Source organism: Lysinibacillus sp. FSL W7-1291 (genome assembly GCF_038593415.1).
GTDB lineage: Bacteria > Bacillota > Bacilli > Bacillales_A > Planococcaceae > Lysinibacillus > Lysinibacillus fusiformis_D.
In genome coordinates, this window is sequence record NZ_CP151994.1 from 1,031,278 (window position 1) to 1,049,198 (window position 17,921).

A 17,921-nucleotide genomic window follows, 5' to 3' on the forward strand; every position below is an offset into this window, starting at 1 on the left:
AGTATAATAAAATAAGCACCCATTTTGTAAGGGGGGGCTTTATCAGACGCTCCATTCCTTTGTAGGAACGCTCAAGGTAAATTAAAAGGAGTTTTTTTAGTGGAAATAACTAATCTACCATTTTTAACAAAACAAGCTATAGAGGATCGTCGTTATCTTCATCAATATCCAGAGCTTTCTGGACAAGAATTTGAAACAAGTCAATTTATTCGTAAACGATTAGAGCAGCTTCAAATTGAAATATTAGAGTATGATCCTCCTAGCGTAGTGGCTATGATTCAAGGAACAAAAGATACGAAGACAATTGCCTTACGAGCAGATATAGATGCCTTACCAATTGTTGAAGAAGGTGATAAGCCCTATATCTCTCAAAAGCCAGGTGTGGCACATATGTGTGGTCATGATGGGCATACAGCGATTTTATTGGCAGTAGCACAATGGATAGCGATGAATAAGGAAAAAATCGAGCCAAATATTATGCTTATTTTCCAATCAGCTGAGGAAATCACACCAAGTGGAGCAGATTTTTTAATTCAAAATGGTGTTTTAGAAGGTGTCGATGCTATTTTCGGTATTCATTTATGGCAAGGTTTAGAAAAAGGGAAAATTGGCTTAACACATGGGCCAATGATGGCTTCGGTCGATGATTTTGAAATTGAAATTCAAGGTCATGGTGGACATGGTTCAATGCCACATGAAACGATTGATCCCATTTATATTGCGAGCCATTTAATGCAAGCCTTTCAGAGTATCATTAGCCGAACAATCAATCCTATTGAGGCTGGCGTTATTACAGTAGGAAATATTCAAGCAGGAACAACGTATAACATTATTCCAGAGACAGCAAAATTAATAGGAACTATTAGGGCATTAACTCCTGAAACAGTAGCTACCATTCAAACGAAGATGGTAAGTTTAACAGAAGGGATTTGCCATGCTTTTGGGGCGAAAGGGACAATCGATTTTATTATAGGGACGCCTCCCCTTATCAATGATCCTCAGCAATCACGCTTCGTAGAATCTATCGTTTGTGAAAATTTTGGGCAGGATGTATTCGAGCTTGTTGATCCAGTAATGGGGGGCGAGGATTTTTCATATTATCTAAAGCATAGGCCAGGTGCATTTATTTTTGTTGGGATGGGTGGCGAAAAAAGCCAATATCCACATCATCATCCAAAATTTGATTTAGATGAAGATGTCTTTCCTGATGCCATTAAGCTTTTTATTGACATGATTTTGCAATATAAATGACAGACGTTTATAACCCTATCATGCATTGATGGGGTTTTTGCTTATGTGTAGAGGCTGCGAATTAATATATGATACATTAGATAGAGGAAGCTAGGATGGTTACATAAAGAGTACCACTTGAATGAAGGGAGTTGTGGGATAGGATGACTGAATTATTTAGCCATGTCAATGAAGTGAAAGGCATCGGGAAAGAAACAGCAGCACATCTTGAATCACTAGGCATCAATACAGTAGCTGATTTATTATGGACGTTCCCACATCGACATGAAGATTTTCGTTTAAAAGATTTAGCGCAAACACCACATAACGAACGCGTTACAGTTGAGTGCAAGGTAGAACGTGAGCCTACGATATTATTTTTAGGTCGTAATAAATCAAGACTTCAAGTAACAGTTTTGGCAGGACGTCACTTAGTAAAAGTTGTATTTTTCAATCAAGGCTATTTAAAGCAAAAGCTTGTACCGGGTTCCATTATTACCGTGACGGGGAAATGGGATCGTGGTAGACAAGTAATCAATGGTACAACTGTCACATTTGGGCCAAAAACAGATCAAGTAGACTTTGAGCCAGTGTATAGTCTGAAAGGTTTGATTCCACAAAAAAGATTTCGTAAATATATGCGACAAGTGTTAGATGATTTTGGTGCAGAGCTACCAGAGGCGATTCCATATTATTTACAGGAGTCCTATAAGCTTGTTCCGATACGAGAGGGCTTGGAGGGTATCCATTTTCCGCTGGATGCTGGGCATGCTAAACAAGCAAGAAGACGCTTTGCTTATGAGGAGCTATTAAACTTCCAATTGCGTATACAGGCATTACGTAAAACGCGGAAAGAGAGTGAGCGTGGCACAATCATTCAGTTTGATGTGCATAAACTACGAGCATTTATTGCTTCATTGCCCTATGAATTAACAAATGCTCAAAAACGAGTGGTTAATGAAATTTGTAAAGATTTGAAGGAACCACATCGAATGAATCGTTTGCTGCAAGGCGACGTAGGTTCTGGGAAAACAGTAGTAGCGGCAATCGGTTTATATGCAGCTGTGACAGCGGGCTTTCAAGGAGCCTTAATGGCACCAACTGAAATTTTAGCGGAACAGCACTTGGAGAACTTAAAAGAATGGTTTCAACCCTTTGATGTTCGTGTTGCTTTGTTATCTGGGTCAACTAAAACAAAGGAGCGACGTGGGATTTTAGCAGATTTGGCAAATGGTGATCTTGACATTGTCATTGGCACACATGCGTTAATTCAGCCAGATGTTATATTTCAAAAGCTAGGTTTTGTCATCACAGATGAGCAGCATCGCTTTGGTGTGGAACAACGTCGAATTTTGCGTGATAAAGGGGAGAATCCAGATGTCCTCTTTATGACAGCTACTCCTATACCGCGTACACTTGCTATTACTGCATTTGGGGAAATGGATGTATCGATAATTGATGAAATGCCAGCGGGCCGTAAACAGATTGAAACGCATTGGATGAAAAAAGAGCAACTCGGCTCTGTGATGTCCAAGCTAGAATTGGAGCTAGCGGCTGGAAGACAAGCTTATGCTATTTGTCCACTTATTGAGGAATCTGATAAGCTTGATGTTCAAAATGCTGTAGAAATTTATGAGCAACTAGCCACTTATTTTAAAGATCGTTATCAGGTCGGTTTAATGCATGGACGTTTATCAGCCGATGAAAAAGATGCGGTGATGCGCGATTTTAGTGAAGGAACAATTCAGCTTTTAGTTTCTACAACAGTTGTGGAGGTAGGTGTTAATGTACCGAATGCTACCTTTATGATTGTCTATGATGCTGAGCGTTTTGGCCTAGCGCAATTGCACCAGCTCCGAGGGCGTGTCGGGCGTGGTGAGCACCAGTCATACTGTATTTTACTTGCTGATCCTAAGTCTGATGAAGGGAAAGAGCGTATGCAGTCGATGACGGAAACGAATGATGGTTTCCGTTTAGCTGAAAAAGATTTAGAATTAAGGGGACCAGGGGACTTTTTTGGTAGAAAGCAAAGTGGTTTGCCAGATTTTAAAGTAGCTGATTTAGTACATGATTATCGTATACTCGAGACCGCAAGAAAAGATGCAACAGAGATGCTTGAAACAAAAGCGTTTTGGCAGGATGATGACTATCAATACTTGCGTAAAATGCTAGAAGAGTCGGGTGTATTACAGGGAGAGCGCTTCGATTAGTATTGAGGGCTTATGAGCATAGGAGAATGTGAGTACTTGATTTCAAAACAAGTCTTGCATTCTTTTTTTATACTCTATATACTGATATTAGTACCAAGTGCTAATAACAACTCAAAAGGTGGCGAATGATGTTGAGACGAACGAAAAAAGAGCGACAGCGACTACTATCTGAAACGATAGCTGAAAATCCATTCGTCACAGATGAACAGCTAGCAACACAGTTTCAGGTAAGTGTCCAAACAATTCGTTTAGATCGTATGGAGTTATCTATACCAGAATTACGAGAGCGAATTAAAGATGTTGCTTCTAAAAACTATGAAAATGAAGTAAAATCTCTACCGATTGATGAAGTCATCGGAGAAATTGTAGATATTGAATTAGATAATCGAGCACTATCGATTTTTGATGTACAAGAAGAGCATGTTTTTCAGCGCAATGGCATCGCACGTGGACATCATTTGTTTGCACAAGCAAACTCATTAGCGGTCGCAGTAATTGATGACGAACTAGCATTAACCGTACATTCCAATATTACATTTGTGAAACCTGTGCGTGCTGGAAATCGTGTTATTACAAAAGCGATTGTTATCGGACGAGATGATCTTAATCATCGTACAAAAGTCGAGGTAACATCTACCGTAAATGGTGAAACCGTTTTTGTTGGTGAATTTGATATGTACCGCACGAAAGGTAAAGGTGAGTAACAATGAAATTAGCGCTTGATGGAATGGGTGGAGACAATGCACCAAAATCAGTTGTTGAAGGTGCACTCTTAGCATTAGAGCAAATCCCAAATTTAGAAATCCAATTATATGGTCAGCAAGATAAGCTTGAGCCATTTTTAAAACAACATGATCGATTAACAATCATACATTGTGAGGAAATAGTAGAAGGAACGGATGACCCTGCACGTGCTGTTCGTCGAAAAAAGGATTCTTCAATGGCTCGCATGATGGAATCGGTGGAAGAAGGTAGAGCTGATGCTTGCCTATCTGCTGGGAATACCGGAGCGTTAATGGCAGGGGGCTTATTTAAAGTTGGCCGAATTGAGGGGATAGCCCGTCCAGCTTTGGCTACAACATTACCGACATTGGATGGTAAAGGCTTCTTAATGCTTGATTTAGGAGCAAATGCAGATGCACGACCAGAGCACTTAGTGCAATATGCGATTATGGGTGATATTTATGCTAAAAAGGTTGGAGGCTTACAAAAACCACGAATTGGCCTATTAAATATCGGTACTGAGGAAAAAAAGGGTAATGAATTAACGAAAGCTGCCTTCGAATTATTGAAGGAAGCTGATTTGAATTTTATTGGTAATGTAGAAGCGCGTGATTTGCTTGAAGGAGTAGCGGATGTTGTTGTAACAGATGGCTTTACAGGCAATATGGTGTTGAAGTCTATTGAAGGGACGGCTGGCGCTTTATTTTCAATGTTAAAAGAGGCATTTATGTCATCAACGAAAACGAAAATTTCAGCAGCACTCATGAAAAATAATTTACGTGACTTAAAAAATAAAATGGACTACACAGAGTATGGTGGTGCAGGGTTGTTTGGCTTACAAGCACCTGTAATTAAAGCGCATGGCTCATCGAATGCAAAAGCAATTTTTAGTGCGATTCGACAAGCTAATACGATGGTAGAGCATGCTGTTATTTCGACGATTACTGATACAGTACGTCACTTAGAAATTGATTAAACAAAGGGGATTATTCAAATGACGAAAATAGCATTTATTTTTCCAGGACAAGGTTCGCAAGTAGTAGGGATGGGTCAAGAGTTTGTTGAAAATGCAGCAGACAGTAAAGCATTTTATGATCGTGCAGATCAAGCTCTACAATTTGAATTATCTAAGTTAATGTTAGAAGGTCCAGCTGAGGAGTTAACACTGACATACCACGCTCAGCCAGCACTTCTTACTACGGGTGTAATGGTAGCTGAAAAGCTGCGTGCAGCAGGAATTCAGCCACACTATGCTGCGGGTCATTCGCTTGGAGAATATGGTGCATTGGTTTTAGCAGGCGTAATGTCATTTGATGATGCCGTGTCTATCGTGCATAAACGTGGTCTTTATATGAATGAAGCTGTACCAGCAGGACAAGGAGCGATGGCAGCGATTCTAGGGATGGAATTAGAGGCATTGAACGCAGTTACAGAGCTGGTTTCAGCAGCGGGTGATTCTGTGCAGGTAGCCAATGTGAATTGTCCAGGACAAATTGTTATCTCAGGCACTAAAGAAGGTGTAGATAAAGCGATTATTGCTGCAAAAGAAGCAGGGGCAAAGCGCGCAATACCTTTAGTTGTGAGCGGTCCATTTCATTCTGAATTGATGCGACCATCCTCAGAAAAACTGCAAGCAGCATTAGCAGAGATTACTTTATCTGCACCTGAAATCCCTGTTATCGGCAATGTAATGGCGAAGGAATTAAAGGATGTACCAGCGATTCAGCAGGAGCTAGTTGAACAGGTATATAGTGCAGTGCAATGGGAAGCATCTATGCGTGAAATGATTGCACAAGGTGTCGATGTCTTTATCGAATGTGGACCTGGCAAAGTATTAAGCGGTCTCTTGAAAAAAATTGATCGTTCAGTTGCTGCTTATTGTGTCTATGATGAAGCATCATTAGAAGCGGTTTTAGAAGCGTCGAAGGAGTGGTCAATCAATGCGTAAATTAGAAGGTAAAGTAGCTGTTGTAACAGGAGCTTCAAGAGGGATTGGACGTGCTATTGCTGTAAAGCTTGCTGAGGAAGGTGCTAAGGTTGTAGTAAACTATAGTGGCTCACAGGCAAAAGCGGAAGAAGTCGTTGAGATGATTCAAGCAAACGGTGGGGAAGCCATTGCGGTGCAAGCTAGCGTTTCACAGACGGAAGAAGTAACCGCATTAATGGATGCCGCTGTGAAAACATTTGGTTCTCTTGATATTTTAGTGAATAATGCAGGTATTACTAGAGATAACCTGTTAATGCGTATGAAGGAAGACGAATGGGACGATGTATTAAATACGAATCTTAAAGGGGTTTTCCTTTGTACAAAGGCGGTAACACGTCAAATGATGAAGCAACGTGCAGGTCGTATTATTAATATTTCTTCCATCGTTGGTGTAGCGGGTAATGCTGGTCAAGCAAACTATGTTGCGGCTAAAGCAGGTGTTATTGGACTCACAAAAACGACGGCAAAAGAATTAGCTTCACGCAATATTTTAGTTAATGCGATTGCGCCAGGCTTTATTGAAACAGAAATGACAGAGCAACTACCAGAAGATATTAAAAAAGGTATGCTTACGCAGATCCCTCTTGCGAAACTTGGACAGCCAGAGGATATTGCCAAGGCAGTAGCTTTCCTTGCTTCCGATGATGCTAACTATATGACAGGGCAAACGCTTCATATAGATGGTGGTATGGTAATGTAATTTCGATTAGGCATATACGCTGATTTTTTGTATAATCATTTGAGGGGAGGTGAATCATTTGTCTACAGTATTAGAACGTGTAACAAAAGTAATCGTGGACCGTTTAGGTGTTGAAGAAAGCGAAGTAACACTTGAAGCTTCTTTCCGTGATGATTTAGGTGCTGACTCATTAGACGTAGTTGAACTTGTAATGGAACTTGAAGACGAGTTTGATATGGAAATTTCTGATGAAGATGCTGAAAAAATCTCAACAGTAGGTTCTGCAATTTCATACATCGAAAGTAAATTAAACTAATTTCGTTAAAACTTTATTTAGCGAAAATGGATCACCTTTATAGATGTGATGGTCATCATAATACACAATGGTATTTATGATAGCATGAATAAAGTAGAAATAGTTTGTCTGCTTTGACTTGATAGAAGAAGCAGCTTCAATGAACAAAGATGTATTCAAAGGGGACGAAATAGATCGATTTTCGATCTATTGACGTCCCTTTTTCATGTTAAAAATCGGGGGCATAATGTCTAAAATTTTTTTGAGCTGACGACTGGAGTTAACCAAAAATCATCCCACAAGCATTCAACTTTCATTTTAGAGGAGATCATTTTCTATGAATAAGATAAATTTTCGAAAAAATTTCCAAAACATTGTGTTTAAGCCGAAATACTTTTGCATAAACGCCTTGAAAAAGGTACACTAAAACGGTAGAAACTATTAGGAAGGCAGATTTGTTCAATGGCTATGAAAAGAAAAGGAACTATGCAGAAATCTGGCGTACTTCCTGAAAAAGTACGCAACCAATTCGAGCTGTTACAGCATGAATTAAATATCACTTTTATTAATAAAAATTTATTGTATCAAGCATTCACGCATTCATCTTATGTGAATGAGCATCGCCGTAAGCTATTTACGGATAATGAGCGTCTTGAATTTTTAGGAGACGCAGTACTTGAACTATCTGTTTCTAAATATCTTTTTGAGAAATACCCAAATATGAGCGAGGGTGAGTTAACAAAGTTAAGAGCTTCTATCGTTTGTGAGCCATCACTAGTTATTTTTGCGAATGAATTAGGCTTTGGACGCTTCGTGTTACTTGGAAAAGGTGAGGAATTAACAGGTGGTCGGGAACGCCCAGCGCTACTTGCAGATGTGTTTGAATCATTTGTAGGTGCACTCTATCTAGATCAAGAATTACAAACGGTCGTGTCGTTTTTAGAGCGTATCGTGTTCCCAAAAGTAGAAGTAGGTGCTTTTTCGCATGTGATGGATTTTAAAAGTCAATTGCAAGAAATGGTACAACAAACCAATAATGGACTTCTTCATTACGAAATAATCGATGAAAAAGGCCCAGCACATAACCGTACCTTTGTATCAAGCGTATTATTGAACGGGCAAGAGCTTGGTATTGGTCGTGGAAAATCAAAAAAAGAAGCCGAGCAGCAAGCTGCACAATGTGCAATGCGAATGATGCGTGAAGAAGCTGCAAAAGAGGAGGCTTAATAGATGTTCCTAAAACGACTAGAAGTGATTGGCTTTAAATCCTTTGCGGAGCGCATTGGAATTGATTTTGTACCCGGTGTTACAGCGGTTGTTGGACCAAATGGCAGTGGAAAAAGTAATGTCACAGATGCGATTCGTTGGGTACTTGGGGAGCAATCGGCAAAGTCGTTACGTGGAGCAAAGATGGAAGATGTTATTTTTGCTGGCAGTGACTCTCGTAAGCCACTCAACTTTGCAGAGGTAACACTTATATTAGACAATACTGACGAGCAACTTGCTTTTTCTTATACAGAAGTCAGCGTAACAAGACGCGTATACCGTTCAGGTGATAGTGAATATTTATTAAATAACCAACAGTGTCGCCTGAAGGATATTACGGACTTGTTTATGGATTCAGGGCTTGGGAAAGAGGCATTTTCAATTATTTCTCAAGGCCGTGTTGATGAAATCTTAAATAGCCGCCCTGACGACCGTCGTTCGATTTTTGAAGAGGCAGCTGGCGTTTTAAAGTATAAAATAAGAAAGAAAAAAGCAGAGCATAAGCTTGTAGAGACAGATGAGAATTTGTATCGTGTATTAGATATACTCCATGAATTAGACAACCGATTAGAGCCGCTTGAAATGCAGGCTTCTAGTGCGAGAGACTATGTCCAAATGTCTACCGAGCTAAAAGATTTTGATATTGCCATTCTTGTGCATGATTTTAAAAATTGTGCACAATCTTTGCATGCACTAAAAGCTGAATTTACCGAGCTGTCTGCAACTGAGCAACAACAAGCTCAAAATATTGCAACAATCGATATACAAACAACCAATATTCGCAAGTTATTAAAAGAACTTGATGATTATTTGGATGTTTCACAGGCTGATCTTGTCAATGCCACAATGGAGGTAGAGCGTTGGGATGGTCGTAAAGCACTAATGGCTGAAAAACGACAAAATGCTTCCAATCAACTACTGCAGCTGAATGCGACATTACAAGAAGCAAAAGAAGAAGTAGACGTACTGCTTGTACAAGAACAGGAGAAAAAAGAAGCATTTTCAGAGAAACAGCAAGCACTCTCCATACTCAAGCAGAGCATTAAACAGTTAGAACAGTCATTAAATCGTTCTGTTACGGAAATTGAACAAGAAATTGAAGAACAAAAAAATCGATATATTGATTCATTGAATGAAGAAGCAACTATTAAGAATGAATTGAAAAATATCGATCAGCAATTAGCGCAACAAAAGGCTATGGCAGCAAGAATGTCCAATCAAACTGATGAAATTGGACAAGAGCTTACGCAAATTGTTGCTGAGAAAGAAAAGCTAGTCGCTGAACACACTTCCACAACAAATGATTTGCAAGCTAAGCTTGAACAATATGAGTCGCTGCAAGTTCAGTTAAAAAATACAAATTCTTCCTTTGCTGAGAAACAGGATATGCTGTATAAAGCTTATCAGCATCAGCAGCAATTAAAGGCGAGAAAAGATACATTAGCTGAATTGGAAGCCGATTTTTCAGGATTTTTCCAAGGAGTTAAAGAAGTTTTGCTTGCTCGTGATAAAGGTGAATTACAAGGAATTGAGGGGGCTGTCGCTGAATTACTACAAGTTGAGGGGAAATACTCTCAAGCGATAGAAACAGCTTTAGGTGCAGCCTCTCAGCATATTGTCACAACGAATGAACGACATGCACAGCAAGCCATTCATTGGTTAAAGCAAAAACGAGCTGGACGAGCTACTTTTTTACCAAAAACCGTGATGAAGTCACGTAAAATTAATCCAGCTACGATCCAATTAGCGATAGAGCATCCAGCTTTTATTCAAATAGCAGATGCGCTTGTGACATTTAATGAAGATAATCGTACAATTGTTGAAAATCTTTTAGGGCATGTCATTGTGGCAGCAAATCTGGAAGGGGCCAGTCAAATCGCTCGATTATGTGGTTTCCGATACCGAGTGGTCACACTTGATGGAGATATTGTCAATGCAGGGGGTTCTTTAACGGGTGGTGCTATGAAACAGCAATCCTCACTCTTTACAAGAAAAGCCGAATTAGATGATTTAATCCTCAAGCTAGAGTCATTACAGGATTCCATTTATAGTGCTGAACAGGCTGTAGCAACCGAAAAAGACAAGCTTGCAACACTTCGAGATCAAGTAGAACAGTTAAAGCTTGAAGGAGAGCAATTACGAAAAGATGAGATGCAACAGGCTGGTCGTATCCGCGAGTTAGAGGTTGTTGAAAAAAGCTTATCAGCCCGAGTATCTTTTACTTCAACTGAAACTCAAGATGTAAAAACACGTGAGGAAGCATTGTTATCACAAAAGCAAGAGGCAATGGAGCGATTAAACGCACTCGCCGATGAGCTTGTCGAAATCAATGATACTGTCGAGCAATTAAGTAAGGTAAAGCTACAAGGTGAGACAGAGAAGGACGTATTACGAGAGCAACTAGCGGAAAAACGTTCACAATTAGCAGTAATGCAAGAACAAATGTCGCAAGTTCAAATTTCCACTGCTGAGCTAGCACTACAATTGAACAAAGCTCAACAAAAAGTTGAAAATATTTCTCAGGAAATATTATGGCTTCAATCCGATGAATCGACAAATCATTTAAGTGATGAAGAGGTTGAGGAGCAGGTAATCACATGGAAAGCGAGAAGAGATGCCTTACAAGAGACTATTTCTCGAAAGAAAGAGGAGAAGGTAGGGCAACAACAAGAACTCACAACATTAGAAGAACAACTGAAAGAAATGCAACGTATACATAAAGGATACCTTGAAGCAATACGTGCAAATGAGTTGAAACAAAGCCGTTTAGAATTTGAAATGGATAATTTCAAAGAACAACTCGAAGAAAACTATCAGTTAACATTTGAAGAGGCAGAGGAAGAAGCTCTTTCGATAGAAGACGAAGAGTTCGTACGACGCCGTGTGAAACTGTTGAAAAAATCCATTGAAGAGCTTGGTCCTGTTAATTTAGGGGCGATTGAGGAATATGAACGAGTACTTGAACGTCATACATTCTTAACTGAACAACGAGAGGATTTACTTGCTGCACAGGAAACATTGCATGAAGCCATTAAAGAAATGGATGAAGAAATGACATTGCGCTTTAGTGAAACGTTCTATGCAATACGAGAACAATTTAAACTTGTTTTCCGTGAATTGTTTGGCGGTGGGCAAGCGGATTTAGTGTTAATTGATCCGCAAAATTTACTAGAAACAGGCATTGAAATAGTGGCACAACCTCCAGGGAAAAAACTACAAAATTTAAGTTTGCTTTCTGGTGGTGAGCGAGCACTGACAGCAATTGCCTTATTATTCTCTATCCTAAATATACGACCTGTACCATTCTGTATTCTCGACGAAGTAGAGGCGGCTTTGGATGAGGCTAATGTTGTGCGCTATAGCCAGTATCTAAAAAGATTTAGCCGTGACACACAATTCATTGTTATTACACATCGTAAAGGGACGATGGAGGGAGCTGATGTCTTGTATGGTATAACAATGCAAGAATCGGGTGTATCAAAACTCGTATCAGTAAAATTAGAAGATGAACCCGTACTTGCGGAGCAAAGGAGCGAACAAGCATGAGTTTTTTTAAGCGTTTAAAAGATAAATTAATGGGAAATCCAGCCGAGGAAGAAAAACTAGAGGCGCTTGACAATGAGCAGGATGCTGATCTTCAAGAGCTAGATCTAGATGAAGCAAACGAAACGGCTGCTATTGAGACTGTTGATGTAGAAGTGGTTGAGCAAATAGAAGAATCTCCAGAGATGGAAATTGTGAAAGAAGCAGCAGTAGAACCTTCAACTGAAATAGAAAAAGAACAACCAGAAATACAGCCAGAAGTACAAGATCTGGAAGTACAAGAGCTAGCAGTTATTGAGGATACACCAGTAGAGGAGAAAAAGCCTTCTGCTTGGTCGATTACACAAAAATTCAAGGCTGGTCTTGAAAAAACACGTAATTCCTTTACTTCTAAAGTGAACGACCTTGTTGCGCGTTATCGTAAAGTGGATGAGGATTTCTTTGAAGAATTAGAGGATTTATTATTACAAGCTGATGTCGGCTTTGAAACAGTTATGGAGCTAATGGATAAACTGCGTTTCGAAGTACAACGTAAAAATATAAAAGATACGAACGGTATCCAAGCCGTGATTTCTGAGAAGCTTGTAGAAATTTATGAGCAAGGTGAAGAAGATTTAATTGATCTAAATATGCAGCCAGATGGTGAGCTGACAGTTATTCTATTTGTCGGAGTAAATGGCGTTGGAAAAACGACAACGATCGGCAAACTAGCGCATCGCTTAAAAACACAAGGGAAAACCGTTGTTTTAGCTGCTGGTGATACGTTCCGTGCTGGTGCGATAGATCAATTACAAGTATGGGGAGATCGTGTCGGTTGTGAAGTTATCAAACAATCTGAGGGCTCTGATCCAGCGGCAGTCATGTATGATGCGATTCGTGCAGCCAAAAATAGAAAAGCCGATGTATTAATTTGCGATACAGCTGGTCGCTTGCAAAACAAAGTGAACTTAATGAATGAACTTGAAAAGGTACATCGTGTCATTTCACGTGAAATTCCAAATGCGCCACATGAAGTATTATTAGCATTAGATGCCACAACAGGCCAAAATGCACTTGTGCAAGCACAAACATTTAAAGAAGCAACGAATGTAACAGGTATTGTCTTAACGAAGCTAGACGGTACAGCTAAGGGCGGGATTGTGCTTGCTATTCGCAATAAGCTGCACATTCCTGTGAAATTTGTTGGTCTTGGTGAGAAAATGGATGATCTACAGCCATTTGATGCTGAACGATATGTTTATGGTTTATTTGCTGATGGTTTGGATAAAGAATTAGAAAATAATGAAGATTAACAGCGAACATCGCTGAGTAATTTTATAAAACGCTCGACTGTGTATAGGTGAATTGACTTGTTTAAAAGAGTAATACTTGCTAAAGGCGTAAAATATGCCTGCAAGCAGACATTTAAGCTTTTAGACAAGGAGATTACCTTGACACAGACGGGCGCTTTTCGTTATGATACAAATGACTAATAGCGGGAGGAGAAACATTCGATGCTACTTGAAAAAACAACACGCATGAACTTTCTCTTCGACTTTTATCAAGCATTATTAACAGATAAGCAAAGAAGTTATATGGAACTATACTATTTGGATGATAACTCTCTAGGAGAAATCGCTGAATCGTATGGAGTTTCACGCCAAGCTGTTTACGATAATATTCGTCGAACAGAAGCGATGCTTGAGGAATATGAAGAAAAATTATGTTTACTTGAAAAATTTCAACAACGTACCCAAATGCTGTCACAGCTTACAATGGGGATTACAGAGAAAAGTATGACAGATGAACAGCAGTTAGCACTTATTGAACAGCTGAAAGAATGGGATTAGGAGGCGAAAGCAATGGCTTTTGAAGGATTAGCGGAACGACTCCAAGGAACGATCCAAAAGATTAAAGGCAAAGGGAAAGTATCAGAGCAAGACGTTAAAGAAATGATGCGAGAAGTCCGATTTGCTTTAATCGAAGCGGATGTTAACTTAAAAGTAGTCAAAGAGTTTGTGAAAAAGGTAAGTGAGCGTGCTGTCGGTGTTGAAGTTATGCAAAGCTTAACACCAGGGCAGCAAGTTATTAAAATCGTACAAGATGAATTAACGGAATTAATGGGTGGCGAACAAAGCCCTATTAAGTTTAATACAAAGCCGCCAACAGTCATTATGATGGTCGGTTTACAAGGTGCGGGTAAAACGACGACTACAGGAAAACTGGCAAATGTCTTACGGAAAAAATTTAATCGTAAGCCATTACTAGTTGCCGCAGACGTTTATCGCCCAGCAGCCGTTCAACAGCTACAAACATTAGGTAAACAGTTATCATTACCTGTTTTTGCTTTAGGAACCGAGGTATCTCCAGTAGAAATTGCTCGTCAAGCAATCGAATTGGCAAAGGAAGAGCATCATGATGTGGTGATTATCGATACGGCTGGTCGTCTTCATATCGATGAAGATTTAATGCAGGAATTAAAAGATATTCGTGCATTAAAAGAGCCAGATGAGGTATTCCTTGTTGTCGATGCTATGACAGGTCAGGATGCTGTCAATGTGGCAGAAAGCTTTAATGAGGCCATTGGTATTACAGGCGTTGTTTTAACAAAACTTGATGGTGATACTCGTGGTGGTGCTGCATTATCCATTCGTTCTGTAACGCAGAAACCGATTAAGTTTGTCGGTATGGGTGAGAAAATGGATGCGCTAGAGCCTTTCCATCCAGAGCGTATGGCGTCTCGTATATTAGGTATGGGAGATGTTCTGTCGCTGATCGAAAAGGCGCAAGCAAATGTAGATGAAGCAAAAGCCAAAGAATTAGAAGAAAAATTCAAGTCCCAAACCTTTACATTTGATGATTTCGTTGAACAATTACAACAAGTCAAAAAAATGGGACCACTTGATGAAATTTTAAAAATGCTCCCAGGTGCAAACAAAATCAAAGGCTTGGATAATGTAAAAGTAGATGATAAACAAATGGGGCGTGTAGAGGCCATTATTTACTCGATGACGCCTGCTGAAAAGACCAACCCAGAAATCATAAATGGTAGCCGTAAAAAGCGTATTGCTAAAGGCTCTGGGACATCTATTCAAGAGGTGAATCGTCTCATTAAGCAATTCGATGAAATGAAAAAAATGATGAAGCAAATGACTGGAATGGCAAGTGGTAAAGGCAAGAAAAAAATGAAATTACCAGGCTTTGATTCATTGTTTAAATAATAATTTTTAGGTGTTAAGAAAAAACACTTTACAAACAACCTAAACATTGATAATATACTATCTTGTGTGAAACTTATTCGGAGGTGCTATTAAAATGGCAGTTAAAATTCGCTTAAAACGTATGGGAGCTAAAAAATCTCCTTTCTATCGTATCGTAGTTGCAGACGCTCGTTCACCACGTGACGGTCGTCAAATCGAAACAGTTGGTACTTACAACCCACTAACTCAACCAGCTACTGTAAACATTGATGAAGAGAAAGCTCTTAAATGGTTAGCTGACGGTGCAAAACCATCAGATACAGTGCGTAACCTGTTCTCAGAACAAGGTATCATGGAAAAATTCCATAACCAAAAATTCAGTAAATAATCGGGGGCGACGTCTTTGAAGCAGCTGATTGAAGCAATCGTTTTACCGTTAGTCGATTATCCAGAAGAAGTTCGTATTGAGACGGATGAAAATGCAAATCGAATTGTTTATAAACTTTTTGTTCATCCAGAGGATCGAGGGAAAGTCATAGGCAAGCAAGGGCGAGTAGCGAAAGCGATTCGTACAATTGTTTATTCAGCGGCAGGTAGTCACCATCAAAAGAAGACCTACGTCGATATATTGGATTAATAGAAAAGATTTTCACGCTCTTGCAACAAGTACAAATGAGTCCTGATAGGTGTGTTTACATGTCGCTTAGGAGTTCAAAGTGGCTTTTAGCATGAAACGTAAAATCTGGACAAAGAAGGAGGGAGCTTGTAGGTTCCTTCCTTTTTTTATCTTGTTTTAACAGCAGCATGTATCTAGTACTTCTGTTTAAGCAGAACAGAAAACTGTTATAACGATTACAGCTAAAGGGTATTGCTTATATTAATAATGACAAGACAAATCAGTCTTAGCTAAAACGACATTCTTCCAAGCACATCTGTAAGCGGTGATAAATGAGCGAACGGTAGCTATTTATTGGGTGAGCAGGATGCTTTATGGAGAGAAGTTTTTTACGAGGTGAAAGTTGAATGGAATGGTTTAATGTAGGTCGTATTGTCAATACACACGGTATTCGTGGTGAGATACGTGTATTATCGACAACAGACTTTGAAGAAGAGCGTTTTGCAGTAGGAAATAAACTTGCTGCCTTTAAAAAAGACGATAAGAAGCCAACCTGGGTAACGATTGGTTCGGTGCGTCGTCATAAAAACTTTATTCTTTTAACTTTTGAAGGCATGAACAATATCAACTTGGTTGAGCCGTTTAAAGAAGGCATGCTGAAAGTAACAAAAGATCAAATGACAGATGATCTACTTGCAGAAAATGAATTCTTTTTCCATGAAATAATAGGCTGCACAGTTATTTCTGAAGAGGGCGAAACAATTGGTGTTGTGGCAGATATCCTGCAAACAGGAGCAAACGATGTATGGGTAGTTAAAGGCTCGAAGAAAGAGCATTATATCCCTTATATCGAAGATATCGTAAAAGATATTGATGTTGTAGATAAAAAAATTATCATCCATGTAATGGAAGGCTTATTATGATGAACATTCATGTATTAAGCCTGTTCCCTGATATGTTCTCAGGCGTTTTTGGTGCATCTATTTTAAAGAAAGCGCAAGAAAAAGGTGCTGTAAAGCTAGAGGTCACGGATATTCGTACATTTTCAGGGAACAAACACAAGCAAGTCGATGACTATCCATATGGTGGTGGTGCGGGTATGGTTTTAAAGCCTGAACCTATGTTTAGTGCAGTGGAGGCCATCACTGCTGGCAAACAACCACGTATCATTTTAATGTGTCCTCAAGGTGAACGATTCACCCAGAAAAAAGCAGAAGAGCTAGCACAAGAAACGGAGTTAGTGTTCTTATGTGGTCATTATGAAGGCTATGATGAGCGTATACGTCAGCACCTCGTGACAGACGAGATTTCCATTGGCGATTTCGTGTTAACAGGTGGGGAATTAGGCGCTATGACTGTTATTGATAGCGTAGTTCGATTGTTGCCTGGTGTCTTAGGGCAAGAGAATTCGCATATCCAGGATTCTTTTTCAACGGGTCTACTTGAGCATCCACATTATACACGACCTGCGGAGTTTCGTGGGATGAAGGTACCTGATGTTTTAGTATCGGGGAATCACGCTAGAATCGAGCAATGGCGAGAGGAACAATCGCTGAAAAGAACTTTTGAGCGCCGTCCTGACTTATTGGAGCATTATCCATTAACAGACAAGCAAAAATTGTATCTAGAAAAACTAAAAAACAATCATCAAGATGCTTGATTGCCTGCTCTATTTATGATAACATCTAATCTGTACTTCTATGTGAAGTGCTGAATTACGGTGTTCCGCTGTGGCATAGATTGCGTGCAAGAGCATCTGTCTAAGGAGAGAAAACAATGTCAAACATTATTACAGAAATTACAAAAGCTCAGCTTCGCACTGATCTACCAACTTTCCGTCCTGGTGATACTGTTAAGGTACACGTGAAAGTAGTAGAGGGTACTCGTGAACGTATCCAACTTTTCGAAGGTGTAGTAATTAAACGTCGTGGTGGCGGTATTAGCGAAACTTTCACAGTTCGTAAAATTTCTTACGGTGTAGGTGTTGAGCGTACATTCCCTGTACACACACCAAAAATCGCTAACTTAGAAGTTGTACGTCGTGGTAAAGTACGTCGTGCTAAACTTTACTACCTACGTAACCTACGTGGTAAAGCTGCTCGTATTAAAGAAATTCGATAATTATGACTTAAAAGTGAGGGGCTTGTGTTCAAGCCCCTTTTCTTTTTGCTTGTCATCTTTATTCACTATCAT

General features: G+C 39.6%; 17 protein-coding genes. All 17 read left to right on the forward strand.

Going from position 1 to position 17,921, the window contains the following annotated elements:
• Positions 1–99 precede the first annotated feature (99 nt).
• The 17 genes from NST76_RS04775 (at position 100) to rplS (ending at position 17,849) form a co-directional block, all read left to right on the forward strand.
• On the forward strand, positions 100–1,251 hold the full coding sequence (locus NST76_RS04775) for an amidohydrolase (protein ID WP_058843494.1): 1,152 nt from the start codon (positions 100–102) through the stop codon (positions 1,249–1,251).
• A 143-nt stretch (positions 1,252–1,394) separates the two neighbouring features.
• Entirely contained in the window at positions 1,395–3,440 is a 2,046-nt protein-coding gene (gene recG / locus NST76_RS04780) for an ATP-dependent DNA helicase RecG (protein ID WP_036124807.1), read from the forward strand.
• A 131-nt stretch (positions 3,441–3,571) separates the two neighbouring features.
• On the forward strand, positions 3,572–4,144 hold the full coding sequence (fapR, locus tag NST76_RS04785) for a transcription factor FapR (RefSeq protein WP_036124838.1): 573 nt from the start codon (positions 3,572–3,574) through the stop codon (positions 4,142–4,144).
• Positions 4,145–4,146: 2 nt separating this feature from the next.
• The gene (gene plsX / locus NST76_RS04790; RefSeq protein WP_058843495.1) at positions 4,147–5,139 is read left to right on the forward strand and encodes a phosphate acyltransferase PlsX; all 993 of its coding nucleotides are present in this window, start codon (positions 4,147–4,149) and stop codon (positions 5,137–5,139) included.
• An 18-nt stretch (positions 5,140–5,157) separates the two neighbouring features.
• On the forward strand, positions 5,158–6,111 hold the full coding sequence (fabD, locus tag NST76_RS04795; protein ID WP_058843496.1) for an ACP S-malonyltransferase: 954 nt from the start codon (positions 5,158–5,160) through the stop codon (positions 6,109–6,111).
• Positions 6,104–6,850: a 3-oxoacyl-[acyl-carrier-protein] reductase gene (fabG, locus tag NST76_RS04800; protein ID WP_058843497.1), complete on the forward strand. Its 747-nt coding sequence runs from the start codon at positions 6,104–6,106 to the stop codon at positions 6,848–6,850. The genes fabD and fabG overlap by 8 nt, the downstream gene beginning before the upstream one ends.
• A gap of 58 nt (positions 6,851–6,908) precedes the next feature.
• Positions 6,909–7,145, forward strand: a complete 237-nt coding sequence (gene acpP / locus NST76_RS04805; protein ID WP_036124798.1) for an acyl carrier protein — start codon at positions 6,909–6,911, stop codon at positions 7,143–7,145.
• A gap of 441 nt (positions 7,146–7,586) precedes the next feature.
• Positions 7,587–8,351 carry a ribonuclease III gene (rnc, locus tag NST76_RS04810; RefSeq protein WP_036124796.1) on the forward strand — a complete coding sequence of 255 codons (765 nt, stop codon included), beginning with the start codon at positions 7,587–7,589 and terminating at the stop codon, positions 8,349–8,351.
• A 3-nt stretch (positions 8,352–8,354) separates the two neighbouring features.
• Positions 8,355–11,936, forward strand: a complete 3,582-nt coding sequence (smc, locus tag NST76_RS04815) for a chromosome segregation protein SMC (RefSeq protein ID WP_058843498.1) — start codon at positions 8,355–8,357, stop codon at positions 11,934–11,936.
• Positions 11,933–13,225 carry a signal recognition particle-docking protein FtsY gene (gene ftsY, locus NST76_RS04820; protein ID WP_036124791.1) on the forward strand — a complete coding sequence of 431 codons (1,293 nt, stop codon included), beginning with the start codon at positions 11,933–11,935 and terminating at the stop codon, positions 13,223–13,225. Before smc ends, ftsY begins: the two co-directional genes overlap by 4 nt.
• A gap of 201 nt (positions 13,226–13,426) precedes the next feature.
• On the forward strand, positions 13,427–13,762 hold the full coding sequence (locus tag NST76_RS04825; protein ID WP_036124788.1) for a putative DNA-binding protein: 336 nt from the start codon (positions 13,427–13,429) through the stop codon (positions 13,760–13,762).
• 12 nt (positions 13,763–13,774) lie between these two features.
• Complete coding sequence (gene ffh, locus NST76_RS04830) at positions 13,775–15,133, forward strand: signal recognition particle protein (protein ID WP_036124787.1); 1,359 nt, start codon at positions 13,775–13,777, stop codon at positions 15,131–15,133.
• 94 nt (positions 15,134–15,227) lie between these two features.
• Positions 15,228–15,500 carry a 30S ribosomal protein S16 gene (rpsP, locus tag NST76_RS04835; RefSeq protein ID WP_004269411.1) on the forward strand — a complete coding sequence of 91 codons (273 nt, stop codon included), beginning with the start codon at positions 15,228–15,230 and terminating at the stop codon, positions 15,498–15,500.
• A 15-nt stretch (positions 15,501–15,515) separates the two neighbouring features.
• The gene (locus NST76_RS04840) at positions 15,516–15,749 is read left to right on the forward strand and encodes a KH domain-containing protein (protein WP_004269410.1); all 234 of its coding nucleotides are present in this window, start codon (positions 15,516–15,518) and stop codon (positions 15,747–15,749) included.
• A 386-nt stretch (positions 15,750–16,135) separates the two neighbouring features.
• Entirely contained in the window at positions 16,136–16,651 is a 516-nt protein-coding gene (gene rimM / locus NST76_RS04845; protein ID WP_036124784.1) for a ribosome maturation factor RimM, read from the forward strand.
• Positions 16,651–17,388, forward strand: coding sequence for a tRNA (guanosine(37)-N1)-methyltransferase TrmD (trmD, locus tag NST76_RS04850; protein ID WP_036124836.1), 738 nt, complete (start codon positions 16,651–16,653; stop codon positions 17,386–17,388). The genes rimM and trmD overlap by 1 nt, the downstream gene beginning before the upstream one ends.
• 116 nt (positions 17,389–17,504) lie before the next feature.
• Positions 17,505–17,849 (forward strand): 50S ribosomal protein L19, encoded by a 345-nt coding sequence (rplS, locus tag NST76_RS04855; RefSeq protein WP_036124783.1) that lies wholly within the window; start codon positions 17,505–17,507, stop codon positions 17,847–17,849.
• Positions 17,850–17,921 lie beyond the last annotated feature (72 nt).

Excerpts from the sequence above, each read along its gene's own strand:
- recG (WP_036124807.1), top strand. The coding sequence starts at position 1,395 with ATGACTGAATTATTTAGCCATGTCAATGAAGTGAAAGGCATCGGGAAA.
- plsX (WP_058843495.1), top strand. The coding sequence starts at position 4,147 with ATGAAATTAGCGCTTGATGGAATGGGTGGAGACAATGCACCAAAATCA.
- fabD (WP_058843496.1), top strand. The coding sequence starts at position 5,158 with ATGACGAAAATAGCATTTATTTTTCCAGGACAAGGTTCGCAAGTAGTA.
- fabG (WP_058843497.1), top strand. The coding sequence starts at position 6,104 with ATGCGTAAATTAGAAGGTAAAGTAGCTGTTGTAACAGGAGCTTCAAGA.
- rnc (WP_036124796.1), top strand. The coding sequence starts at position 7,587 with ATGGCTATGAAAAGAAAAGGAACTATGCAGAAATCTGGCGTACTTCCT.
- smc (WP_058843498.1), top strand. The coding sequence starts at position 8,355 with ATGTTCCTAAAACGACTAGAAGTGATTGGCTTTAAATCCTTTGCGGAG.
- ftsY (WP_036124791.1), top strand. The coding sequence starts at position 11,933 with ATGAGTTTTTTTAAGCGTTTAAAAGATAAATTAATGGGAAATCCAGCC.
- NST76_RS04825 (WP_036124788.1), top strand. The coding sequence starts at position 13,427 with ATGCTACTTGAAAAAACAACACGCATGAACTTTCTCTTCGACTTTTAT.
- ffh (WP_036124787.1), top strand. The coding sequence starts at position 13,775 with ATGGCTTTTGAAGGATTAGCGGAACGACTCCAAGGAACGATCCAAAAG.
- rpsP (WP_004269411.1), top strand. The coding sequence starts at position 15,228 with ATGGCAGTTAAAATTCGCTTAAAACGTATGGGAGCTAAAAAATCTCCT.
- rimM (WP_036124784.1), top strand. The coding sequence starts at position 16,136 with ATGGAATGGTTTAATGTAGGTCGTATTGTCAATACACACGGTATTCGT.
- trmD (WP_036124836.1), top strand. The coding sequence starts at position 16,651 with ATGAACATTCATGTATTAAGCCTGTTCCCTGATATGTTCTCAGGCGTT.
- rplS (WP_036124783.1), top strand. The coding sequence starts at position 17,505 with ATGTCAAACATTATTACAGAAATTACAAAAGCTCAGCTTCGCACTGAT.